The organism is Xanthomonas sp. A1809, from assembly GCF_017746015.1.
Lineage (GTDB): Bacteria > Pseudomonadota > Gammaproteobacteria > Xanthomonadales > Xanthomonadaceae > Xanthomonas > Xanthomonas euvesicatoria.
This window is the reverse complement of the sequence record NZ_JAGHWZ010000005.1, coordinates 484,243-507,298: the sequence shown is the minus strand read 5'-3', so window position 1 is coordinate 507,298 and position 23,056 is coordinate 484,243. Positions and strand designations below refer to the sequence as shown.

The window sequence follows — 23,056 nt, the reverse complement described above, 5'->3', positions numbered from 1 at the left end:
ACGACGGGATCGACCCAGCCGTTGGGTTCTGCGGGACGCTGATGCTCTGGAAGCGATGGAATCAGCCCAATCGGCGATTTGCCTGTACGCAGATGCTGCTCACCGCGATCCTAGTCGCCCGGTTCGGCAATACGTCACCGCAACCTCGCGTACGGCTGCTCGCATCGACATCTACCAGAAACGCCAGCGACTCCAAAAACTCTGACCTGCCGCACGCTTTTCCGCAAGTTTGGAATCCACCTCTCCGAGTAATCGGTCGCAATGCGCTCTGAATTCGACGACTTGTGGTGTCACCGCTTCGGCTTGTTCACGGATAGCAACGATCACCGACCTGTCCCTTTCCAGGTCAAGGCGCGACGCTTGAAAGAGCAATGATGTAGCAGCCAACACGCGTTTGTCTGCTGGCTGTTGCGGCAATGCGCTGGCCAAACGCAGCAGCACCGCGACCGCGATTTCATTCTTTTTGGAGATGTCATCCTGCGATAATTCGCCGCAGGCATTCTGTAACCGCACATGGGTCGCGTAGCGCATCTGCGGATCGGGCAGGACAACCGACAAATCGGCTAGATGGGGCAACACCTCCCCGCAGCGGTGCCGGCAGTGCAGATTCGCGGCACCGGCTACGTGGTCGACGCGCTGTCGGCCGCACTGTGGTGCTTCGCCACCACCGAAACATTCGCCGATGCGGTGTTGCGCGCGGCCAACCTGGGCGACGATGCCGACACCACCGCGGCGATCTGCGGCCAGCTTGCTGGCGCGTTCTACGGTGTCCAGGGCATTCCCGCCGCCTGGCGCGAACGCGTGCAGGATGCATCCGAGATCATGGCGTTGGCCGACCGGTTGCACGCTGCGGCGCAGGTGGCCTGAGACACTGGCCACCGCGGACCTGCCGCGCCGTCTGCTGCACGCAGCAGATGGCGCAATCGGCCATGTCGTCGCGCGGTCCAGGTTTGTGCGCCAGCCGATCGCAGGTCGTCATTGCCGGCTTGCTGTATGTGCGCGCCGCTATGGCGGGTTGCTGTCGCGCAGGCGTACAAGAGGGTGACCAGGCTGCGCAGGAGTGCCCGCCTGGCGTCCACGCTCATCACGGCACGAGGCGCGCGCGCCGCAGCGCCGCTGATCCTGCGCGTCTGTCTTCTTTCAGGCCTGCGCCGCTCGGCTGTGGCGCAGTGCATGGGGCAGTACACGCCTAGGGGGCTCAGCGATCGTCGTGCAGCTCGCCGCCGGGCAGGAACAGCCAGGTGCGCGTGACCTGCAGGATGTCCACGTCGTCCTTGGTCCTGGGCAGTGGCGGAAACGGCTGCGCCAGCTGCACCACGCGCAACGCGGCATCGTCCAGCAACGGAACCCCGCTGGAGACCAGCACGCGGCTGCTTTCCACGCTGCCGTCGCGGCGCACGCCCACGCTGATGACCACCTTGCCGCCCAGCCGGCGGCGGCGCGCGTCGTCCGGGTAGTTCAGGTTGCCCACGCGCTCGGCGCGGTCCACCCAGGCACGCAGATAGTTGGCGTATGCGTATTCGCGGGTACTGGCGGAAACGAACTTGCGGTTCGGGCGCTTGGCGTACTGCTCCGAGCGCAGATGCACTTCGGCGGCGAGCCGGGCCATTTCGGCATCGCGCTGGATGCGCTGCGCCTCGGCCGGGGTGAGCGGGTCGGTCTGTGGATTCGGCTGCGGCGTCGGCACGGCCTGCTCGCCACGACGGCTGGTCACCACGCGGGTCTGGGTGGGCTCGGGTGCGTTCACGCTGGTGGCGCGTTGCGCCTGTGGCGCCAGCCCGGTGCGGTCCTGCGGCACCACGCCCGGCTGGCTGTCCCGGGGGCGTTGCGCGGTGGCGTGATCGCCGCCGCCCTGCTGGTTGGCCTGGGCCAGGAAGTCGGCCTGCTTGGGCGTCAACGGCGTGCTGGTCTGGCTGAAGATCACATCCAGCGTCGGCACCAACGGTGCGTCCTCGCTGACCGCAAAGCCCACCCCCAGGATCAGCACGCCATGCAGCAGCAGCGAGATCACCAGCGTCATCATCAGCCGGCGACCGTCGTCCATCGGTGCCGGCAGGGCCGCGGCCGTGCTCATTGCGCGGTGCCGGCCTCGATCGCGTCGAACAGCAGTCCGGCGATGTTCAGGCCGAACTGCGCATCCAGCTCGCGCACGCAGGTGGGGCTGGTGACGTTGACCTCGGTCAGGTAATCGCCGATCACGTCCAGGCCGACGAAGCGCATGCCGCGCCGGCGCATTTCCGGACCCACCTGCGCGGCGATCCAGCGGTCGCGTTCGGACAATGGCCGGCCTTCGCCGCGTCCGCCGGCGGCCAGGTTGCCGCGGAATTCGTCGCCCTGCGGAATCCGCGCCAGGCAGTAATCGACCGGCTCGCCGTCCACCAGCAGGATGCGCTTGTCGCCGGCCGTGATGTCGGGGATGAAGCGCTGCGCCAGGGTCAGCTTGCGGTTGCCGTCGGTCAGCGTTTCCAGGATCACGTTGAGGTTGGGGTCGCCGCTGCCGCTACGGAAGATCGAGCGTCCGCCCATGCCGTCCAGCGGCTTGAGTACCGCCTGGCCATGCTCCAGGACGAAGGCCTTGAGCGCGGCGGCATCGCGGCTGACGAGGGTCGGCGGGCAGCATTGCGGAAACAGCAGTGCGGCCAGCTTCTCGTTGTAGTCGCGCAGGCCCTGCGGGTCGTTGACGATCTGCGCGCCGGCGCGCTGCGCCACGCTCAGCACCTGGGTGTCGTAGACGAACTCCGCATCCACCGGCGGGTCCTTGCGCATCAGCACCACCTGGCCGGGCCCGAACGCCCGTTCGGCGAACTCGCCCAGCGTGAACCAGCCGGTCTTGTCCTCGCGCACGCTCAGCGGCGCCACCTGCGCCACCGCGCGCCCTTCGCGCAGGCTGAGCCCGCCGGGGCGCACGTAGTGCAGTCGGTGGCCACGGCGCTGGGCTTCCAGCAACATGGCAAACGTAGTGTCTTTGGCGATCTTGATGGAGGCGATGGGATCCATCACCACAACGACGTCGAGCGACATGGGGCTAAACCTTTCGAACAAGCTGCCGATGGTAACTTCAAGCGATGGGCGATGGCGCGCCCGGTGGGTCGTAGTGCGCGACTTGCCGGCCGGGACGCACCCAGACGTGGTCGGAACGTCCGCCTGGCGGGGCCCCGGCAATGCGCCCTTGACAGTCGATGCGGGTCTTGGGATATACATGCAGTTTCGTAGCGACGTCGGAAGGGATGAAGCGTCGCGCGCCCGGGGATATTTGCATGAGTGAAAACATTGCTGCGGGTGGGGAACTCGCAGGACTGAAGGTGATGGTGATCGATGATTCGAAAACCATTCGCCGCACCGCCGAAACGCTGCTGAAGCGGGAAGGTTGTGAAGTAGTGACAGCAACGGATGGTTTCGAGGCACTGGCCAAAATTGCGGACCAGCAACCTCAGATCATTTTCGTCGACATCATGATGCCGCGCCTGGATGGGTACCAGACGTGCGCGTTGATCAAGGGCAACCAGCTCTTCAAATCGACGCCGGTGATCATGTTGTCGTCCAAGGACGGCCTGTTCGACAAGGCTCGCGGCCGCATCGTCGGTTCCGAGCAATATCTGACCAAGCCGTTCACCCGTGAAGAACTACTGAGCGCGATCCGCACGTACGTCCACGCCTGACCAGGGGGAAAGGCAACATGGCTCGAATTATATTGATCGAGGACTCGCCCACCGACAGGGCAGTCTTCAGTCAATGGCTGGAAAAAGCAGGCCATACGGTCGTCGCCACCGATAATGCAGAAGAGGGGCTTGAGCTGGTTCGCAGCCAGGCGCCCGATCTTGTGTTGATGGATGTGGTGTTGCCCGGCATGAGCGGCTTCCAGGCAACCCGTGCTCTCGCACGCGACCAGGCAACCAAGGACATTCCCGTGCTGCTGGTCAGCACCAAGGGCATGGAAACCGACAGGGCCTGGGGTCTGCGACAAGGTGCCAGCGACTACATCGTCAAGCCGCCGCGCGAAGACGATCTGATCGCGCGCATCAGACAATTGGTGCGTTGATGCGCTCTCCATTCGACATTCTCGAAGACTACGAGCGTCGTAGTCTGGCGCACGCCACGCCGCTGCCGGAACGCCAGTTCTCGGCCGATATCTGGCGCGGCGTGGGGTATCGCGTCGGGACCCGGCGACTGGTCTCGGACTTCCGCGAAGTTGCGGAAATCGTGCCGATGCCGCCGGTCACTCCGGTGCCGGGCGCACAGCCCTGGCTGCTGGGCGTGGGCAACCTGCGCGGCAATCTGTTCCCGGTGATCGATCTGAAGCAGTTCCTGGAGGGCCGTCGCACGGTGCTGCAGGAAGGCCAGCGTGTGCTGATCATGCGTCAGAGCGGCGGCGACGTCGCGCTGACCATCGATGAGCTGTACGGCCAACGCAGCTTCGAGCAGGTCCAGGCGGTGGAACCCGGCGAGCTGGCGCAAGGCCGCTACGCCCATTTCATCGACCGTGCCTTCCGCAACGAGACGCAGGACTGGGGTGTGTTTTCCCTGGCGTTGCTGTCGCGCACTCCTGAATTCCGGCAGGCCGCGGCCTAATCCGCGACCCCGCCACGTCATACAGATCGAGGTCGAACCATGAGTACCGCCCCGGACGCCCGCAAGACCAACAAGCTCGGCAGCGTCAGCACCAGCTTCTGGCTTGGCTTGCTGGTGTTGTCGATGATCGTGTTTGGCGCCAATACCGGCGTCGCGACGTGGCAGGGCAGTCGTCTTGCCGGTGCCGGCACCGGCGCGGCCGACTTGCAGGTGCTCTCGCAGCAGCTGGCCAACCAGGGCCGCGAAGCGGTGTCCGGCGATGCCAAGGCGTTTGCCGCATTCAAGGAAACCAAGGGCCGTATCGACAGCACGGTCAGCGAGCTGGATGGCCGTTACGGCCAGGAAAGCTCGATCGCCAGCTCGATGGCGCAACTCAAGGCGACCTGGGTACCGCTGAGCAAAAACGCCGATCAGGTCATCGCCAGCGAACCGGCGGTGCTCGGTCTGGCCGGCAACGCCGAACGCTTCTCCGGCAGCGTGCCGCAGCTGCAGGCGCAGTTGAACGAAGTGGTGCGCGCGATGACGGTCAGCGGCGCGCCTGCCTCGCAGATCTACAACACGCTGCAGCAGGTGGTGGTCGCCGGCACCATGGCACGCCGGGTCACGGAAATGCGCGCCGGTGGCGCCAATGCGGCCGCCTCGGGCGACGCACTGGCACGCGACTCGGTGGTGTTCACGCAGATGCTGGAAGGCCTGCGCACGGGCAACGAAGAACTCGGCATCGCCGCGGTGCGCAACCCGGCCGCGTTGTCGGCGCTGGAGCAGTCGCAGGCGCAGTGGACGACGATGAAGAAAGACGTCGACGCCATCCTCGCCAGCTCGCGCAACCTGTTCGCCGCACAGTCCTCGGCCGCCGCGCTGACGGCTGGCTCCGGCAAGATGCTCGAAGACAGCAAGAAGCTGTTCGATGCGTTTTCGGCGTTCGGTTCGGTGCGCGACACGCGCCTGTTCCCGAACTTCTGGCTGGGCGTGGTGTCCGGCCTGGTCGCGCTGCTGGCGATCATCGGCTTCGTGTGGAGCTCGGTGCGCGTGCGGACCCGCGAGCAGGACGTGCGCTACCAGTCGCAGGTGGAATTCAACAGCCGCAACCAGCAGGCGATTATGCGATTGCTGGACGAAATCAGCTCGCTCGGTGAGGGCGACCTGACCGTGAAGGCCTCGGTGACCGAGGACATGACCGGCGCCATCGCGGACGCGATCAATTACGCCGTGGACGAACTGCGCCACCTGGTGACCACCATCAACGACACCTCCGCGAAGGTGGCCGTGTCGACCCAGGAAACCCAGGCCACGGCCATGCAACTGGCCGAAGCGGCCGGCCAGCAGGCCAACCAGATCACCACTGCCTCCGAGCGCATCAGCGAAATCGCGGCCAGCATCGAACAGGTGTCGCGCAACTCCACCGAGTCGGCCGAAGTGGCGCAGCGCTCGGTGGTCATCGCCGCCGAGGGTGCCGGCGTGGTGCGCGAGACGATTCAGGGCATGGACCAGATCCGCGACCAGATCCAGGAAACCTCCAAGCGCATCAAGCGACTGGGCGAATCCTCGCAGGAGATCGGCTCGATCGTGGAACTGATCAACGACATTTCCGAGCAGACCAACATCCTGGCGCTCAACGCCGCGGTGCAGGCAGCGTCGGCCGGCGAAGCCGGTCGCGGTTTCGCTGTGGTGGCCGACGAAGTGCAGCGCCTGGCAGAACGCACCTCCAGTGCGACCCGACGCATCGAAGGTCTGGTGCAAACCATTCAGGCCGATACCAACGAAGCGGTCAGTTCGATGGAACAGACCACCTCTGAAGTGGTGTCCGGTGCGCGCCTGGCCGAAGACGCCGGCACCGCGCTGACCGAAATCGAGCGCGTGTCCAACGCCTTGAACAACCTGATTAAGAACATCTCCATCGCTGCGCACCAGCAGTCGGCCGCGGCGACGGATATCACACAGACCATGGGCGTGATCCGTCAGATCACCAGCCAGACATCGCAGGGTGCGGAGCAGACGGCCGAATCGATCGGCAACCTGGCTCAGCTCGCTGCCGATCTGCGCCGTTCGGTCGCCGACTTCAAGCTGCCGGCGTGACCACGACGCGGAACGGGAAAGGATCAGCAGATGGCGCGTAGTAGCGTTACGTCGATGCAGGAAGTGACCGGTTGCCGCGCTGGCGGCGAGTCGGTCGTAGTCAGGGGGCTGCAATGAGCGCGCTTCGCGATGCGATGAGTCACGCCGCACTGGGCTGGGTCAAGCCAGAGCTGGACGAGACGTTGCGCCAGGCGCGCAACGAGATCGAGTACTTTGCCGAAGAACCGTCCGACACCAGTCGGATGCGGTTCTGCGCCGGCTACCTGCACCAGGTGCAGGGCACGCTGCGCATGGTCGAGTTGTATGCGCCGGCGATGGTGGCCGAAGAGCTCGAGCTGCTGGCCCAGGCCGTGCAGGCAGGGGAGGTCGCCGACCGCGATGAGGCCTGCGCGATGCTGATGCGCGGCACCGTGCTGCTGCCCGATTACCTGGAGCGCTTGCAGAACGGGCATCGCGACATTCCGATCGTGTTGCTGCCGCTGCTCAATGAAATCCGTGCCACCCGTGGCCAGCCGGGTCTGAGCGAAAGCGTGCTGTTCGCGTTCGACCCGCAGGCCGGTGTTGCCACCGAGGCCGAGCTGGATCACGCGCGCGGCAGTCTGAGCGGACGCAATCGCGAGTTGCTTGACACCGTCGGCAATGCGGTCAAGGAAGAATTGCTGCGCGTGAAAGACGCGCTGGACCTGCATCTGCGCACCGGCGGCGAGATCGGCGAGCTGCAGACCCAGGTCAACGATCTGGGCAGTGTTGCCGACACCCTCGGCATGATGGGCTTGGGCGTGGCGCGCAGCGTCGTCGTGCAGCAGCGCGATGCGTTGGCGCGTGTGGTCGATGGCCAGACCCAGATGGACGAAAGCGTGCTGCTGGATATTGCCGGCGCGCTGCTGTACGTGGATGCCTCGCTGGACGATCAGGTCGCCAGCCTGGGCGCCGACCCGGGCGACGGTACCGAAGTCAGCAACAGTGCCAACTCCTCGGAAGTACGCCGCACGGTCGATGTGCTGGCGCAAGAGGCGATCGCCAACTTCGGTGCGGCGCGCGAACATTTCGTCGCCTTCATCGAAACCAACTGGGACCACGCGCGTCTGGCCGAGGTGCCGCACCTGCTCGGCGAAGTCGGCGGTGCGTTGCGCATTCTCGAGCTGCCGCAGGCCGCCGATTATCTGGAAGGCGTGCGTCGCTACGTCGATCTGGAATTGATCGGCAAGCAGCGCGTGCCCAGCGGACGCCAGCTGGATACCCTGGCCGATGCGATGGCCAGCCTGGAGTACTACCTGGAAGCCCTGCGCGAGCGCCGTCCCGGCCGCGAAGAGATTCTGGATATCACCCGCAACAGCCTGGAAACGTTGCGTTACTGGCCGCTGCCGTCGGGCCAGCCGTCCGATTTGCCGGTCGGCACGGACCAGCCGGGCAGCGCGGCCGAGCCGCAGCCGGTGGCCGCCCCGCCGTTGCAGCACGCCGACACGCCGCAGGCCGCCAACGATGCGTCTTTGCCGTCGCTGGAATGGGCGAACGAAACCGTCGTCGAGACGCCGTTCGCTGCCAGCGTGGTGCACGACACCGGCGCTGCCGCGACCGATACGGTGTTCTCCTTCGACCCGGTCGCCGCCGAAGAAACCGTGTCCGGCCAGTCGCATGTGCCGTTCACCGTGGCGCCGCTGGATCTTTCGGACGACGGCGCGCAGGCGCCTGGCGACTGGCATCTGGAAACCACGGAGCAGGCCGCGCCGATCGCCACCTCTGCGTTCGACCCGGTGTCGGCCGAGCAGGATGGCAACGAGGTCGCGCAGGTCAGCTACACGGTGGATCTGAGCGCGCTGGAGCAGGAGCACGCCGCCGAGCCGGTGCCTGCCGAGGACGCGCCGCTGCAGATCGAGCAGATCGACCTGCCGGGCGATGCCGATCAGACCGAAGCACCGTTGGAGTTCATCGCCGAGAACGCAACGCGTCGCGCGCAGACCAGCATCGAAGACGCCTTCTCGCCGCCGCCGAGTCCGCCGCAGGAATTGGACGACCCGTTCGTCGAGCCGGTGCAGGAGCCGCAGGACGTCCCGTCCGAAGCGGCATCCGAGCCGGTCGCCCCGCGCGTGCAACAGGCAGTGGTCAGCGAATTCGAGCTGGACGACGCCTCCGCTGCGTTCCTGGCCCAGCTCGATGCAGCAGCCGCGCAGTTCGACGTGGAGCGCCCGCAGGCGCCGGCACCTGCCGCCGATGCGCACACCGCGCAGGCAAGCTCTGAATCGGTGTCCAGCGAACGCGCTCAGGAGGCTGCCGATGCCGGCATTTTCGGCGGCTTCGGCGACAGCGATATCGACGACGATATCCGCGACGTGTTCCTGGAAGAATTCGACGAAGAGTTGGTCAACCTGGGGCAGCTGTTGCCGGTGTGGCGCGCCGCGCCCACCAACCCGGAAGCCCTGCGCCCGATCCGCCGCGTCTTCCACACCCTGAAGGGCAGTGGGCGTCTGGTTGGCGCCAGCGTGCTCGGCGAGTTCAGCTGGAAGATCGAGAGCATGCTTAACCGCGTGCTCGATAATTCGCGGCCGGCCAGCCCGGCGGTCGTGTCGATGGTCGAACTGGCCTACGAGGTGTTGCCGCAATTCAACGCCGCGCTGCGCGACCAGGGCCGCATCAGCGCCGATCTGCCTGAAATCCAGGGCATTGCCGAACGCGTTGCTGCTGGCGAAGAGGTCTATTACGTGCCCGCAGCCGCGGCACCGGTGGCCGAGGCCGTGGCGATTCCGGCGGCAGCCGCAGGCGTGTTTGTCGCCAGCGGCGGAACGCCGGCTTCGGTGGACAGCGTGCTGCGCGAGATCCTGGAAGCCGAGGTCGCCACGCATCTGGACACGGTGAACGGGTGGCTGCAGGCCAGCCAGGCCGAGCCGCAGTTGGCGACCGAAGACGTGCTGCGCGCCGTGCACACGATGAGTGGCGCGTTCGCGATGACCGACGTGCCGGAAATCACCTTGGTGACGACGCCGGCCGAAAGCTACGTCAAGCGCTTGCTGGCCGCCTCGGTCATGCCGTCGGCGGAAGGGCTCGAAGCCCTCACCGCCACTGCTGCTGCGATTGCCACCACGGTGACCGCGCTGCGTGCCGATGCGCCGTTGATTCCGTCGTTCGCACCGTTGACCGAGCGCTTGCGCACGCTGGTGGACAGCTTGCCGGAAGCGCAGTGGCCGCCGCAGGTGTTCCTGGACGAGCTGGACGATGTCGACGCCCCGAGCGCCACGGTAGACGGCAGCGATGCCTCGGTCGAACTGACCGGTGCGCAGGATTTGTCGCAGTACCTGGATGCCGGCGCGCTACCGTCCGACGCCCCCGCATCGGCGCAAGATGCCGAAGACGCGCAGCCGCAGCCGGACGATGCGCCGATTGCCGTGGACGAGCTGGCCGAAGCCGAAGCCGAGCATGAGTCGGCACTCGCACTGGACGCGCCTGCACCGCATGCGGTCGACGATGCCGGTCATGCCGCCGTGCACGAAGATGTCCACGCCTCTGCCGAGTCCGTGCCTGCATCGAGCGACGACGCGCTGGTACCGGTTGGTGATTCCGAGCTTGCCGATGCGCTGCACGACGATGCTGCGCCAGCCGAAGAGGCAGACCGGGCCGCATCGCAGGGCATCGACGCACACGACCTGCCGGCCGACGAGCCGCTGGTTGAAGCCGAGGCCTGGGATGCCACTGAACTGCAGCATGCGCAGACCGCACCGCACGATCACGCTTCCGGCGAGCACGCGGCAGAGGTGCCCAGTGAGGCATCTGCTGAGCGTGTGTCCGGCGAGCACGACGCCGACGCCACCAGCACGCACGCCGACAGCATTGCGGTAGATGAGCTGGCCGATGCGGAAGCTGCCTTGGGCGATGCGCAGACGCTGGCTGCAGCCGATGCCGAGCAGGCAGTGGACGGGCAGGCACAGCAGGCGCCCGCGCACGACGAGCAAGTTGCAGCAGGCGCTGACGAGGCGGTCGAGAGCATCGAAGCGCTGGAGGCCGTGCACGCCGACGTAGCGTTGGCTGATGACGCCAATGCAACGACCGCGGAAGACTGGACCCCGGAAACCGCAGCGCTGGACAGCGTGTCGTCCGATCAGTCTGGCCATGCCGACACGCAGGAATACGCGGGCGAGCAGTCGGTAGACCAGGCGGCGCAGCACGGCGAGGCAGCGTTGCCGCATGCCGGCGAGCCGTATGCGGGCGAACAGCAACCGCTGGAAGAAGCCGCGCAGCTGGGCGAGCATGCAGAGCTGGAAGCGCAACCATCTTCGAATCAGCAGATGGATTCGGGCGATGACGCGCCTGCCGATGCGCAGCCGCACGTCCACGAGCAAGTGCCGTCTGACCAGTACGTCGACGCCGGTGAGCAGCTGCAAACGCACGCGCATTCCGACGAACATGCCAGCGACGCAGAGCACGCGACGGAACACCTGGACGCCGAAGCCACGCATACCGAAGCGCAGCATTCCGACGCCGAGCATGTGGCTGCCGAGCAGACCGAAGCGGCGCATTCCGATGCCGAGCATGCAGACGCCGACCGAGTTGACGCCGCACAGGCCGGTGCCGACGTCCTGCCCGATCACACTGTCGAATCGGTGCAGGCATTCGAAATGGCGCATGCGGCCGATCAGGTGGAAGAGACCGGCGATCCGCAATCGGATACCGCGCCGGAGCTGCACAACACGCAGGCTGTCACCTCCGACGACGCGGCGCAGGCCGATGAGCAGGCCGCAGTCGATGCGTTTGCCGTGTCCGATCACGCCGATCATGCCGCGCACGCAGATCAGTTCGAAAGCGCAGGACACGCCGCGCACGCGGAACCAACGCAAGCCAGCGACCACGCCGGTGCCGATCAGCATGCCGACGACTCCGCAGATCAGCACGCAACCGACCGCAGCGCCGACGAGCCGGAAGACACCACCACCGCTGCGTTCAGCGCCCCAGTCGAAGATGCGGCGCGTGCCGGTGCGGCCAGCAACGATATCGGCGCGGCATTCGATGCCGGCCCGCTGAACTTCGATCAACTCGACGGCGAGCTGGTCGACATCTTCGTCGAAGAAGGTCGCGACCTGCTGGACCATTGCGACGGCCTGATCGCCCGCATGCGCGAAGTGCCGGGAGACCGCGATGTCCTCAATGGACTGCAGCGCGATCTGCACACGCTCAAGGGCGGTGCGCGCATGGCCGGCATCAACGCCATCGGCGATCTGGGTCATGCGATCGAATCGCTGCTCGAAGCCGTGGCGGCCAACCGTACCGACATCGATCGCGACGACGTGCGTCTGTTCGAGCGTGGCTTCGACCGCCTGCATCAGTTGCTGACCCGCACCGGCATGCACCGTGCGGTGACGATGCCGACCGATCTGGTGGAAGCCTTCGAAACCCGTACCCGTGGCCGCAATGCCGCACCGCCTAGCGACGCCGATGTCCGCGCGATCGCCAAGGCGTCGGTGGAACCGGCGCCGCTGTCCGCCCCGGTTCCGGTGGAAGGCCAAGCCGAAGAAGACTTCCTGCCGCGCGTGCAGCAGGAGCAGGTGCGCGTGCGCGCCGACCTGCTCGACCGCCTGGTCAACCACGCCGGCGAAGTGGCGATCTACCGCTCGCGCCTGGAGCAGCAGCTGGGCGCGTTCCGCGGCGCCATGGGCGAACTGGATCGCACCAACGCCCGTCTGCGCGACCAGTTGCGACGCCTGGATCTGGAAACCGAAGCGCAGATCGTGGCGCGTTATCAGCGCGAACAGGACCAGGGCGATCGCACCTTCGATCCGCTGGAACTGGACCGCTTCTCCACCCTGCAGCAGCTCAGCCGCGCGCTGAACGAATCGGCAGCCGACTTGGGCGGCTTGCAGGGTGTGCTGGAAGATCTGTCGCGTCAGTACGACGGCTTGCTGCAACAGCAGTCGCGCGTCAGTTCGGAGCTGCAGGATGGCCTGATGCGCGCGCGCATGGTGCCGTTCGACGGTCTGGTGCCGCGTTTGCGTCGTGTGGTGCGTCAGGCAGCCAGCGACACCAGCAAGCAGGTGCACCTGGTGCTGGAAGGCACCCAGGGCGAACTGGATCGCAACGTGCTCGATCGCATGGTCGCGCCGCTGGAACACATGCTGCGCAACTCGGTGGCGCACGGGCTGGAAACGCCCGAGCAACGCCGCGACGCAGGCAAGCCGGAAGAAGGCAGCATTGCGATCCGTCTGCGCCGCGAAGGCTCGGAAATCGTGCTGGAAGTGGCCGACGACGGCGCCGGGCTGGATCGCGAGGCGATCCGTCGGCGCGGCGAGGAGCGCGGCCTGATCGAACCGGGCCAGGAGCTGAGCGAGGCCGAACTCGATAACCTGATTTTCGCTTCCGGCTTCAGCACTTCCGAGCAGGTCAGCCAGTTGGCCGGCCGTGGCGTGGGCATGGACGTGGTGCGCAACGAAGTGCGTCAGCTCGGCGGCTCGGTGGATATCCACTCGGTACGCGGGCAGGGCGCCACCTTCACCTTGCGTCTGCCGCAAACGCTTGCGGTCACCCAGGCGGTGTTCGTGCGCATCGGCGAAACGACGTTCGCGGTGCCGGTGGGCTCGGTCAGCGGTATCGGCCGCATCTCGCGCGCCCGTTACGAGTCGGGCGAGGGCGGGTATCACTACGCCGGCGAAGAGTACGTGCTGCACGACCTCGGCTCGTTGGTCGGCCAGGCCGCCGCGCGTGCCGATGGCCAGGCGCAGGTGCCGTTGCTGTTGGTGCGGGCGGGCGACCTGCGTGCCGCAGTGGCTATCGATCAGGTGCTGGGCAATCGCGAAGTCGTGGTCAAGCCGGTGGGCCTGCAGATCGCCTCGGTGCCGGGCATCTACGGCGCCACCATCACCGGCGATGGCCGCGTGGTGGTGATCCTGGACGTCGCCCCGCTGGTGCGTCGTTTCCTGGCCCAGCCGGCGCGGCCGTCGCTGGAAACACAGGCCGAAGCACAGCGCCAGGTGCCATTGGTGATGGTGGTCGACGATTCGCTGACCATGCGCAAGGTCACCAGCCGTGTGCTGGAACGCCACAACCTGGACGTCACGACCGCACGCGACGGTGTCGAGGCGCTGGAACTGCTCGAAGAGCGCGTGCCCGACCTGATGCTGCTGGATATCGAAATGCCGCGCATGGACGGCTACGAGCTGGCCACCGCGATGCGGGCCGACCCGCGCTTCAAGGCGGTGCCGATCGTGATGATCACCTCGCGCAGTGGCGAGAAGCATCGCCAGCGCGCCTTCGAGATCGGCGTGCAGCGTTACCTGGGCAAGCCTTACCAAGAGTTGGATCTGATGCGAAACGTGTATGACCTGCTGGGGATCGCCCGTGTCCGAGACTAATGGCGCAATGGGAACTCCGGTTGCTTTGCTGGGTCGTCCCGGTCAGGCGCGCGAGCGCCTGCGCGAGGCGCTTGGCCTGGCCGGCGCGCAGGTGGTGCTGGAAGACGAGCCAGCGGCGGTCGACGTGCAGATGCTGCGCGACGCCGAGCCGGTGGCCGTGCTGGTCGCACTCGAACCGTCGATCGAAGACGCGCTCGAAGCGCTGGAGCCGGCCTTCAACATGCCCGGCGTCACCGTGATCTTCGACGAGGCCGAACTGACGGTGCGCCGCGAGGGCTGGGAAGCGCAGCGCTGGGTGCGCCATCTGGCCGCCAAGCTACACGGCCACGCCGACGTGCTGCCGCCGGGCACCGAAAGCGAGCCCTCGCTGCAGCCCGAGCCCGGCCTGACGCTGGCACCGCAGCAGCATTCGGACCTGCAACTGGATCAACACCTGGAAGCGGCCGCGCACGCGTTCGACAGCGTGCCCGGCGATGCCTTGTTCGCGCATGCCTCCATGCAGGAGGCGGCACCGGCCGCTGTGGAAAAGCCGGGGCTGGCGCTGGGCGATTCCAGCACCTGGGGCCTGGTGGACGAGGTGGCCGTGGTGGTGCGCCCGCGCGCCGAACCCGATGTGGCGGCCCTGTCCACCGGCGGCTTGTCGCTGGTGGATCTGGAGCACAACGGCAGCGTCACCGGCGCTGTGCTGGTCGTCGCTGGCATCGGTGGGCCGGATGCGATCCGTCGCCTGCTGGCCGCCTTGCCGCCGGAATTCCCGCGTGCGGTGCTGGTGCGCATGACCCTGGATGGCGGCCAGTACGGCAACCTGGTGCGGCAGATGGGGCGCGTGTCTGCGTTGCCGGTCGAACTGGGTGAAGCGGGGCAGGTGGTCGCACCAGGCAAGGTGTATGTGCTCGCCGACGAGGTCGGCGTGCAACAGCATGCCGGCGCGCTGGCGTTCGTGGCACCGGCCGATCCGGCCGGGCTGATCGCCGCGCTGCCGCCGGCCGACAGTGCGGTGCTGATGCTCAGCGGTGCCAACGAGGCGCTGGTGGAGGCATCGCTGGCATTGGCCGAGCAAGGCGGCTGGTTGGCCGGGCAATCCACCGACGGCTGTTACGACCCGGCCGCCGCCGCGCGTCTGGCGCGGCAAGGCATTCTGACCGGCGACCCCGCGCAGTTGGCGCAGGCGCTGGCGCAGCGTTGGCCGGCATAAGCCGGGCGCTCCCATTCGAATCGGAATCATGCGATGAGCTACGCTAATAACGACGAAATCCGCGGCGTCCTGATCCAGGCCGGTAGCGAGCGCGTGCTGCTGCCGAACGCAACGGTGGCCGAAGTGATGTCGCGGGTGGCGGTCGAGCCGCTGCCCGACATGCCGCGCTGGGTGGTCGGGCGCATCGACTGGTACGGCTGGAAGGTGCCGCTGCTGTCGTTCGCGCGCCTCAGCGGCATGGGCGACGAACCCACCGCGGTCAACAACAAGGTCATCGTGTTGAAGGCGCTGGGTGGCAACCCGGCACTGCCGTATTTCGCGCTGCTGACCGCCTCGTTCCCGCAGCTGATTTCGGTGCCGCGCGATGGCCTGCTGGCCGATGCCTCGGAAGATGCGCTGCCCGACGGTGTGCACATGCGCGTGCTGCTGGGCGAGCAAAGCGCGCTGTTGCCGAACCTGGACGCCATCGAAGCGCAGGTCGGCCAGGCGCTTGCGGTCGCTGCCGCCTGAGAGCGGGAGGCCGCCTCCTGTGCTTGCCGTCAGGCGGGTGCAGTGGCACCGTGCAGCGGGGCTGCCGCGCACTGAGCGATGCGTGGTGAGGGTGTTGCTGACTGTCGGGCGTTCCATCTCACGCACTGGATGACGCCCTGCTTTGGAGACGGCTTGCGGAGATCGGTATGCATCAGCCGGATGCACCTGGCAGCAAGATGACACGCGTGATTGAGGCGTGGCCGCCATGAGTCTTCCGCTGTTTGCGCCGATCCGCCGCGCCGACGGCGTGGTGCTGTGCGATCTGGCCGTGGTCGATCCGGCTGCAATGGCCGACTACCACACGCGCAACCGCGCTCATCTGGCCGATGCGATGCCACTGCGGCCGCCCGCGTTCTACACCGTCGAAGGCTGGCGCCGTCTGTGCATGGCATACCGCGGCGCAATCCCTGGCGAGCGCGAGTTGCAACTGGTCTTGTTGCAGGGCGAGCAGGTGATCGGCACCACCGGGTTCACCCAGATCCAGCGCGGCGCCTTCCAGGCGTGCCACATGGGCTATGGCCTGGACGCGGCGCAGCAGGGACGCGGTTTGATCCAGTGGGCAGCCACGCAAGGGATCGCTTTTGCCTTCGGCCAGCTCGGCCTGCACCGGGTGATGGCGCAATACGTTCCGGAGAATCTGCGCAGTGCGCGCGTGCTGCGGCGGCTGGGTTTTCAGATCGAAGGCTATGCGCGGCGCTATCTGCAGTTGAATGGCCACTGGCGCGATCACGTGCTCACCAGCAGATTGCGCGACGACGGCGCGCCTGGCGAAGGCGCGGTGGATGATGAGCCGGGTTTAGGGCGCAGCGCTCGAGAGCTCAAGCCGTAATTCATCGGCGGCTAGCGTGCTGTCTTGCGCAAGCTCGATCTGCGTTGGCCGGCCACGTTGTTTGAATTGCTTGCGCAACTGCGCCGCCCAGGTCTGCACGGCCGATGCACTCGGCGTGGCAGCCATGATGCGGATCGTTATCGGTGTCTGCGTGTTCCCGGAAGCAGCACGGTCCTCCAGCCAATCGCTTGGTGATGTGGAAAGTTTCAGTGAAACAGTGCGGTGTGTCTGCTCGCGCGTGTCTGTCTCGCGCTGTTGCTGTGCCTGCTGTGTCGCAATGCGGGTGGCCGAGGTGGACGACCAGCTGTCGCGTGATGCTCCGGGCTGCGGCTTGCCGGCCTGCGGTTCCGGTCTTGGTGCAGGTGCAGCTGTTGGCGCGGCACGCGAGGTGTTGCGCGATATCACTAGCTCGGTGGTCGCAGGTGCGTTGGCGGCCATGCGTTCGATCCGCAACGATGGATCCTGCGACGGTGCCGGCAATACCGGCAACATCGGCAATTTCGCCGCCGCCGCGGGCGCCGCAGGCGCTGGCGCACGCTCGGTGGGTCGCGGGGCAGGTGCGCTGTTATCCGTGCCTGCCGCGGGCGCACCACTGGCCTTTACATCGTCGTTGTTCGCGGTGATGGGGGCAGGCGGTGGGGGCGGCGCCATCGCGGCGTGCGCATCGTCTTGCGTCGGCTCCGGCACCATTGGCGGTTGGGTGGACGTCATCCCGGTGGGGCGCGCGGAAGCTGGCGGCGTCACCACACGTGCAGGCAGGGGCGCGCTGACCGGGGCCGGCATGGCGGCTGGCGCGAGCTCCTGCAGCGAAGGTGCCGGCTGCCTCTCCACCTGCTGCGCGGAAGTGGGTACGTCGGCCGATGCGGAGGCAGGTCGCTGCGCAACATCTTGGACGCTGCCTTCTGAGGCACGATCTGCTCCGTCTGCCGCAGCGGGGCGCGCGGGAACTCTTCCTGATTCGGCTGCCGCAGGGATCGCCGCAGCCGGTGTGAGCGCATCCGGCACCGGTCGACTGGCCTGCCATTGCAGGCCGAGGCCAACGGCCAGCGTGACCGACGCGGCGAGCGCCAAGGGCGGCATCCAGCGCAGGCGTCGGGCACTGCGTCGAACAGGCGCTGGGCCGATGCCCGATGGCGCCCGTGTAGGGGCTTGCATTGACGAAGCAGCCGATGCCGGGGTTGAACCCTGCGTCGAAGTTGAAGCAGCAGCGGCATGAAAAGCGGGAGCGTCAGAAGAATCCGGAATCGAGCCGGCTCCCTGAGCCGAAGATCTGCCGGCATCGGCGAGCGAGGAAAGCGGCACTGGGTTGGATGTGCCAGCCGAGGCCGCTGCAGGCACGGATCCAGCCACCGATTCAGGGTTCGACGTACCTGTCACGGCAGGCGCAGCAGGCATGACCGGCACAGCATCGGCAGCATTGCGCATCTGTTGCGCAATCCATTCGCGTGCAGCCTCGCTCAATGGCGCGCCCAGTGTGTGGTCGGCGGTGTCGCCTTGCGCAAGACGTGCCTGCACGGCCGCGCGTTGTGCAGCCTGCGTCTGTTCGGCTTGCGCTGCTGCGGCAGCAAACAGGCTGGCCATGGTGGCAGGCGCTTCAAACTGCAAGGTGTCCTGTGTCGCGGTCGCTGCAGCGCGCTCGGCTTCTGCCTCTTGCGCGGCGTGTGCAAACCAGGCATCCATCGACGCGCGCGGGGCATGCAGCGGCAGCGCACGCAGCAAGGCAGCAAGGCCATCATGCCCGGCAAGGAAACGATCGAAGGACGTGCTCACGGCGCGGCCTCCAGGCTCACGCGAAGCTTTGCGAAGGCGTAGCGCAGCCGGCTCTTGACCGTCTCGAAGCCTTCGCCGATCACATGCGCGATCTCTTCGACGCCCAGCTCGGCGAAGAAGCGCAGCACCACCACTTCCCGTTGCGCATCCGGCAGTGCCATCAGTGCGGCACGCACGCGATGTTGTTGCTGGCCGAGCATGGCCAGGCGCTCGGCGCTCAGATCGTCGTCGGGCAACTGCAGATGCACATCGTCCAGCGCCACCGAGGTGGCGTGGTATGCGCTGCGCCGGGTGTCGCGCCAGGCATTGCGGCCGATCTGGAACAGAAAGCTGGTGAAGGCGGCCTGCCCGGGGCGATAGTCGCTACAGCGGGTCATCAGCTTGACCCAGGTTTTCTGCGCCAGGTCTTCGGCCTCGCTCAGATTGCCTTCGCACAACCAGGCCAGGAAGTTGAACAAGGCGCGGTTGTGGCGCTTGAACAATTCGGTCGCCGGTTGTTCGACAAAGCCATTGGCGACGAGGAGCATGAGCTCCTCGTCAGGAAGATGCGCAAGATCGGCAGGATGCATGCGCTCAGTATAGGCAGGCGCTGCGCGCATCAGTCGGTGTCGGCGAGTGGCCGGGTGCTCAGTGCGTCGGCCTGCTGCACCAGTTGCAGGAAGTCGGCGCGATAGCCGAAACGGTCGCTGCCCAGGCTGCCGGCGGCCAGGGCGCGCACCTGCGGGTAATCCCAGCCCCGCAGCTGGTTGCCGCCACGCAGGCGCTGCCCGAACCCGGCCACCGCTGCAGAAAAACGGAAGGCATCGCTGGTGGCATTCAGTGCCTTGCGTTGACTGCTGCGTACCACCGTGTCCAGCAACTGGCTGCGCTGTGCATCGGGCCGCTTGTAGCGCAGTTTGACGTGCGCCAGCTCGCCGTTGAGGGGCCGCGCCTGCGTAGGCTGTGCAGCGCTTGCGTAGCGCAGCGGGTCGACCGATGCGGTGCCGTCGGCCGGGGTGATTTCGTACAAGGCGGTGACGGTATGGCCGGCGCCGATGTCGCCCGCATCGACCTGATCGTTGTTGAAGTCCTCATCGCGCAGCGCACGGTTTTCGTAGCCGATCAGGCGATATTCCTTGACGGTGTTCGGATTGAATTCGACCTGGATCTTGACGTCGCGCGCGATGGTCGCCAGCGTGGCGCCCAGCTCGTGGGTGAGGACCTTGCGCGCTTCCAGCGCGGAGTCGATGTAGGTGTAGGCACCGTCGCCGGCATCGGCCAACTGCTCCATCAGGTTGTCGTTGTAGTTGCCGGTACCGAAGCCGAGCGTGGACAGGGCGATACCGGAGCGGCGCTTTTCGGCCACCATCCCCTTGAGCTGATCGAAGTTGGTGACGCCGACATTGAAGTCGCCATCGGTGGCGAGCAGGATGCGATTGATGCCACCACGCAGATAGCCTTGCTGCGCTGCTTTGTAGGCGAGCTCGATCCCGCTGGCGCCGGCGGTGGACCCGCCCGATTGCAAGGCATCGATGGCCTCGACGATGCGCCCCTGCTGATCGCCCGGCGTGGGCGGCAGCACCACCGATGTGTTGCCGGCGTAAGTCACCAGCGTGATGCGATCTTGCGCGCGCAGCTGGCGCACCAGCAGCTTGAGCGAGGATTGCAGTAACGGCAGCTTGTCCGGCGCGTCCATCGAGCCGGAGACGTCGACCAGAAAGACCAGGTTGGCGGGCGGTAGATCGGCGGTGGCGATGTCGCGGCCGGCGATGCCTACGCGCAGCAGCAGGCTGTCCTTGTTCCATGGTGTAGTCGCCAGTTCGGTACGCACGGCGAAGGGTTGGCCATTGGTCGGCGCCGGGTCGTCGTAGCGGAAATAGTTGATCAATTCTTCCACGCGGACGGCATCCGCTGGTGGCAGGCTGCCTGCGTTGAGGAACCGCCGCACATTGCTGTAGCTGCCGGTGTCGACGTCGATACTGAAGGTGGAGATCGGGTGTTGCGCGGCTTGTACGATGGCGTTGTCGTCGATGTGTTGGTAGCGCTCGCGGTCTTGGGCAGGCGCGGGTGCCACTGGCGGCATCGGCATTCGGCTATCGAGAACCGGGCGATGGGCCATCAGCATCGCTGCCGGTGCCTGACGTGACAGGTGGCTGGCGCTGACCGGGGCCGGCATCGCTTCGATGGGGGGCGACGGCGGGCTAGGCGCCGATGGCGCTTGCAGTGCATGCGCGGGGGCTGGTGCTGCGAGCTGCGCTTGCGGCCTGACTTCAGGAAGCGCGTCGGTCTGGTCAGGTGTCTGTGGTGGCTGCGCTGGCGCGGGTGGTGGTGCGGACTCGCTGCGTGATGGTTCGTGCGGCGGTGCAGTGGGTTCGTGCGAGCAGGCGCCCAGCAACAAGGCGAGCGCAATCAGGCTGTGACGTGACATGGGAATCCTTTGCGTGGCGAGGTGGGATGGATGGACAACCGGACAGCCCGAGGTCGCCGTGCACTGCGCCTCTGTCAGTAAAACGAGCGAGTGCGGTGAATGGGGTTAACCGGTCGAAAAATTTTTTTGCCGGCCATGCCTGGGCTGCGGCGGTGCAGCGGACCTCACTCCCAACCGTCTGACGACAAGGGGGCTCTCGCTCCGACGGAGCTGGCGCGAAGCGCGGATGCTGGGCGACGAAGGGGAAGGCCCAGGCTGGCTCGTCCGCTGCTCCAGCCCTGAGCCAAGCGTGGCTGCGCACCACATCGTCCGTCGCTTGCCGCCAGCCACATCCATGCATCGGATGCGCGGCGGCCGAGACAGGGTTAGCCCAGCCAAGCAAGGGTTGTGCACGGATCCGCATGCGACAACACCGCAAGAAGGTTTATCCGCACGTCATGCTGTCGCATGATGGAAGGCTGGTACCGCACTGCGCGGCCGCCCGTTTCCGTCATGGAGTCATCCGCATGCTTCAACGTCGTCACTTCCTCAAGAGCGCCACGCTGGGCGCGATTGCGTCCGGGTTGGCCGGCTGGGGCGCCCGCGCGCAAGCCGCGGCAGGCGCCACGCCGGGCGCGCGGCCGACGGCGCTGCCGCGTGGAGCGGCGCGGGTGATTTCCACCTGGGATTTTGGCGTTGCCGCCAATCAGGAAGCCTGGAAGATTCTCAGCAGCGGCGGTCTTGCGCTGGATGCGGTGGAGGCCGGCGTGCGAGTGCCGGAAGCGGACCCGAGCAATCCCACCGTCGGCCTGGGCGGTTATCCGGACCGCGATGGCCGGGTCACCCTGGACGCCTGCATCATGGACCACCTGGGCAATTGCGGCGCGGTGGCATCGCTGGAAGACGTGGTGCACGCCATTTCGGTGGCGCGTGCGGTGATGGAGAAAACGCCGCACGTGATGTTGGTAGGCGATGGTGCGCGTCAATTCGCCTTCGAACAGGGGTTTCCGAAAACTAAGCTGTTGACCCCAAGCTCCGAAGCGGCCTGGAAAGAGTGGTTGAAGACTTCCAAGTATTCGCCAGAAGCCAATGTCGAAAATCGTGCCTGGCGCGATGCCAAGTTGCCCGGCGGCAAGGACAATCACGACACCATCGGCATGCTGGCGCTGGATACGCACGGCAATCTATCCGGTGCATGCACCACCAGCGGCATGGCGTGGAAAATGCACGGCCGCGTGGGCGACAGCCCGATCATTGGTGCGGGCCTGTACGTGGACAACGAAGTGGGCGGTGCGACCTCGACTGGTGTGGGCGAGGAGGTGATCCGCAACGTCGGCAGTTTTGCGGTGGTGGAAATGATGCGGCAGGGCAAGTCGCCGGCCGATGCCTGCCGCGAGGTGGTGATGCGGCTGATCCGTCGCAAGCCGGAGCTGACGCGCACATTGCAGGTCGGCTTTCTGGCAATGAACAAGCGCGGCGAAGTGGGTGCGTTCGCGATCCAGAAGGGCTTCAGTTACGCGGTGTGCGACGCGCAGCGGCAGGATCTGCTGGTGCCTGGGCAGAGCCATTACACCAGCGAGCCGGCGGCATGAGCGCGTTAGGGTTGGAGGTGGCTGCCGATTCGGTGGCCTCGGCATTGGCCGCGCAAGCAGGCGGTGCAATGCGCGTGGAGCTGTGCGGCGGGCTGGATGGCGGTGGGCTGACACCATCGTTCGGCACGTTGGCGGTGGTGCGCGAGCGTTTGCGGATTCCGTTGTATGTGCTGATTCGTCCGCGCGTGGGCGACTTCGTGTTCGACGCCGCAGAAGTCGAGGTGATGCGCCGCGATGTGGAGCAGTGCGTGCGGCTTGGTTGCGATGGCGTGGTCCTTGGCGCGCTGGACCGGCATGGGCAGGTCGATCTGGCGACAATGCGCGTGTTGATGCAGGCAGCAGGGCCGTTGGGGGTGACGTTTCATCGTGCGATCGATGTCAGTGCCGATCCGTCGCGTGTGCTGGAGGATGCGATCGCGCTGGGGTGCGAGCGGGTGCTGACCTCGGGTGCACGTGCGAGTGCGCTGGAGGGAATCGACACCATTGCCGCGTTGGTGCGGCAGGCAGCCGGGCGCATCGGCATCATGCCCGGTGCCGGGCTTTCCGAGCACAACATCCGCACCCTGCGGCAGCACACCGGCGCCCACGAATTCCATGCGTCGGCGCGTGGCGTGATCGCCGCCCAGGTGCCGTCGCCGCACCCGTATATCCGCGATCTGGGCGGCGACTACCAACGGACCGATACCGCGCGGGTACAACGGATGGTAGACGCGTTGCAACAGGCGTGAAACGCGCGCAACGCCCCGTTCGCCAGGGAGGCGCTGCCCGCGTTGCGCA

16 protein-coding genes and 1 pseudogene are annotated in these 23,056 nt (G+C 66.6%); 11 read left to right on the top strand and 6 right to left on the bottom strand.

Annotated elements, in window-relative coordinates; translation table 11 throughout:
* Positions 1–171: 171 nt before the first annotated feature.
* Entirely contained in the window at positions 172–531 is a 360-nt protein-coding gene (locus tag J7396_RS08545; protein WP_126952620.1) for a hypothetical protein, read from the bottom strand.
* A 54-nt stretch (positions 532–585) separates the two neighbouring features.
* Here J7396_RS08545 and J7396_RS08540 point away from each other — a divergent pair.
* A pseudogene (locus J7396_RS08540) lies at positions 586–867 on the top strand (ADP-ribosylglycohydrolase family protein); the annotation flags it as partial.
* Positions 868–1,198: 331 nt separating this feature from the next.
* Here J7396_RS08540 and J7396_RS08535 read toward each other — a convergent pair.
* Complete coding sequence (locus tag J7396_RS08535; protein WP_008575185.1) at positions 1,199–2,074, bottom strand: energy transducer TonB; 876 nt, start codon at positions 2,072–2,074, stop codon at positions 1,199–1,201.
* Positions 2,071–3,021, bottom strand: coding sequence for a glutathione synthase (gene gshB, locus J7396_RS08530; protein ID WP_008575184.1), 951 nt, complete (start codon positions 3,019–3,021; stop codon positions 2,071–2,073). Before gshB ends, J7396_RS08535 begins: the two co-directional genes overlap by 4 nt.
* A 236-nt stretch (positions 3,022–3,257) precedes the next feature.
* Between gshB and pilG the strand changes: the two genes are divergently transcribed.
* The 8 genes from pilG (at position 3,258) to J7396_RS08490 (ending at position 16,531) form a co-directional block, all read left to right on the top strand.
* The gene (pilG, locus tag J7396_RS08525; protein WP_005913706.1) at positions 3,258–3,659 is read left to right on the top strand and encodes a twitching motility response regulator PilG; all 402 of its coding nucleotides are present in this window, start codon (positions 3,258–3,260) and stop codon (positions 3,657–3,659) included.
* Positions 3,660–3,676: 17 nt separating this feature from the next.
* Positions 3,677–4,039 carry a response regulator gene (locus J7396_RS08520; RefSeq protein ID WP_005913708.1) on the top strand — a complete coding sequence of 121 codons (363 nt, stop codon included), beginning with the start codon at positions 3,677–3,679 and terminating at the stop codon, positions 4,037–4,039.
* Positions 4,039–4,569 carry a chemotaxis protein CheW gene (locus tag J7396_RS08515; protein ID WP_003482487.1) on the top strand — a complete coding sequence of 177 codons (531 nt, stop codon included), beginning with the start codon at positions 4,039–4,041 and terminating at the stop codon, positions 4,567–4,569. Before J7396_RS08520 ends, J7396_RS08515 begins: the two co-directional genes overlap by 1 nt.
* 39 nt (positions 4,570–4,608) lie before the next feature.
* The gene (locus tag J7396_RS08510) at positions 4,609–6,645 is read left to right on the top strand and encodes a methyl-accepting chemotaxis protein (protein WP_008575181.1); all 2,037 of its coding nucleotides are present in this window, start codon (positions 4,609–4,611) and stop codon (positions 6,643–6,645) included.
* Positions 6,646–6,758: 113 nt separating this feature from the next.
* Positions 6,759–13,976 (top strand): Hpt domain-containing protein, encoded by a 7,218-nt coding sequence (locus J7396_RS08505; RefSeq protein WP_209261298.1) that lies wholly within the window; start codon positions 6,759–6,761, stop codon positions 13,974–13,976.
* Positions 13,977–13,983: 7 nt separating this feature from the next.
* Complete coding sequence (locus J7396_RS08500) at positions 13,984–15,171, top strand: chemotaxis protein CheB (RefSeq protein ID WP_209261297.1); 1,188 nt, start codon at positions 13,984–13,986, stop codon at positions 15,169–15,171.
* A gap of 33 nt (positions 15,172–15,204) precedes the next feature.
* Positions 15,205–15,681 carry a chemotaxis protein CheW gene (locus J7396_RS08495; protein ID WP_008575177.1) on the top strand — a complete coding sequence of 159 codons (477 nt, stop codon included), beginning with the start codon at positions 15,205–15,207 and terminating at the stop codon, positions 15,679–15,681.
* A 226-nt stretch (positions 15,682–15,907) separates the two neighbouring features.
* On the top strand, positions 15,908–16,531 hold the full coding sequence (locus tag J7396_RS08490) for a GNAT family N-acetyltransferase (protein WP_122273521.1): 624 nt from the start codon (positions 15,908–15,910) through the stop codon (positions 16,529–16,531).
* Here J7396_RS08490 and J7396_RS08485 read toward each other — a convergent pair.
* From J7396_RS08485 to J7396_RS08475, 3 genes are all read right to left on the bottom strand, one after another.
* Positions 16,499–16,969 carry a hypothetical protein gene (locus J7396_RS08485; RefSeq protein ID WP_142837758.1) on the bottom strand — a complete coding sequence of 157 codons (471 nt, stop codon included), beginning with the start codon at positions 16,967–16,969 and terminating at the stop codon, positions 16,499–16,501. The genes J7396_RS08490 and J7396_RS08485 overlap by 33 nt on opposite strands.
* 1,328 nt (positions 16,970–18,297) lie before the next feature.
* Complete coding sequence (locus tag J7396_RS08480; RefSeq protein WP_033478940.1) at positions 18,298–18,870, bottom strand: sigma-70 family RNA polymerase sigma factor; 573 nt, start codon at positions 18,868–18,870, stop codon at positions 18,298–18,300.
* Between the two features lie 29 nt (positions 18,871–18,899).
* Positions 18,900–20,708: a VWA domain-containing protein gene (locus tag J7396_RS08475; RefSeq protein WP_209261296.1), complete on the bottom strand. Its 1,809-nt coding sequence runs from the start codon at positions 20,706–20,708 to the stop codon at positions 18,900–18,902.
* A 506-nt stretch (positions 20,709–21,214) separates the two neighbouring features.
* On the opposite strand from J7396_RS08475, the gene J7396_RS08470 reads away from it, so the two are divergent.
* Together J7396_RS08470 and J7396_RS08465 are read left to right on the top strand one after the other, a co-directional pair.
* Complete coding sequence (locus tag J7396_RS08470; protein WP_011348236.1) at positions 21,215–22,279, top strand: N(4)-(beta-N-acetylglucosaminyl)-L-asparaginase; 1,065 nt, start codon at positions 21,215–21,217, stop codon at positions 22,277–22,279.
* Entirely contained in the window at positions 22,276–23,007 is a 732-nt protein-coding gene (locus J7396_RS08465; RefSeq protein ID WP_136732826.1) for a copper homeostasis protein CutC, read from the top strand. Before J7396_RS08470 ends, J7396_RS08465 begins: the two co-directional genes overlap by 4 nt.
* The last annotated feature ends 49 nt before the right edge of the window (positions 23,008–23,056 follow it).

Bases quoted from the DNA above. Each gene is read 5' to 3' on its own strand.
- J7396_RS08535 (WP_008575185.1), bottom strand. From the start codon at position 2,074: ATGAGCACGGCCGCGGCCCTGCCGGCACCGATGGACGACGGTCGCCGG.
- J7396_RS08475 (WP_209261296.1), bottom strand. From the start codon at position 20,708: ATGTCACGTCACAGCCTGATTGCGCTCGCCTTGTTGCTGGGCGCCTGC.
- J7396_RS08465 (WP_136732826.1), top strand. From the start codon at position 22,276: ATGAGCGCGTTAGGGTTGGAGGTGGCTGCCGATTCGGTGGCCTCGGCA.
- J7396_RS08515 (WP_003482487.1), top strand. From the start codon at position 4,039: ATGCGCTCTCCATTCGACATTCTCGAAGACTACGAGCGTCGTAGTCTG.
- J7396_RS08545 (WP_126952620.1), bottom strand. From the start codon at position 531: ATGCGCTACGCGACCCATGTGCGGTTACAGAATGCCTGCGGCGAATTA.
- gshB (WP_008575184.1), bottom strand. From the start codon at position 3,021: ATGTCGCTCGACGTCGTTGTGGTGATGGATCCCATCGCCTCCATCAAG.
- J7396_RS08505 (WP_209261298.1), top strand. From the start codon at position 6,759: ATGAGCGCGCTTCGCGATGCGATGAGTCACGCCGCACTGGGCTGGGTC.
- J7396_RS08470 (WP_011348236.1), top strand. From the start codon at position 21,215: ATGCTTCAACGTCGTCACTTCCTCAAGAGCGCCACGCTGGGCGCGATT.
- J7396_RS08520 (WP_005913708.1), top strand. From the start codon at position 3,677: ATGGCTCGAATTATATTGATCGAGGACTCGCCCACCGACAGGGCAGTC.
- J7396_RS08480 (WP_033478940.1), bottom strand. From the start codon at position 18,870: ATGCATCCTGCCGATCTTGCGCATCTTCCTGACGAGGAGCTCATGCTC.
- J7396_RS08510 (WP_008575181.1), top strand. From the start codon at position 4,609: ATGAGTACCGCCCCGGACGCCCGCAAGACCAACAAGCTCGGCAGCGTC.
- J7396_RS08490 (WP_122273521.1), top strand. From the start codon at position 15,908: ATGAGTCTTCCGCTGTTTGCGCCGATCCGCCGCGCCGACGGCGTGGTG.
- J7396_RS08500 (WP_209261297.1), top strand. From the start codon at position 13,984: ATGGGAACTCCGGTTGCTTTGCTGGGTCGTCCCGGTCAGGCGCGCGAG.
- J7396_RS08485 (WP_142837758.1), bottom strand. From the start codon at position 16,969: ATGGCCGCCAACGCACCTGCGACCACCGAGCTAGTGATATCGCGCAAC.
- pilG (WP_005913706.1), top strand. From the start codon at position 3,258: ATGAGTGAAAACATTGCTGCGGGTGGGGAACTCGCAGGACTGAAGGTG.
- J7396_RS08495 (WP_008575177.1), top strand. From the start codon at position 15,205: ATGAGCTACGCTAATAACGACGAAATCCGCGGCGTCCTGATCCAGGCC.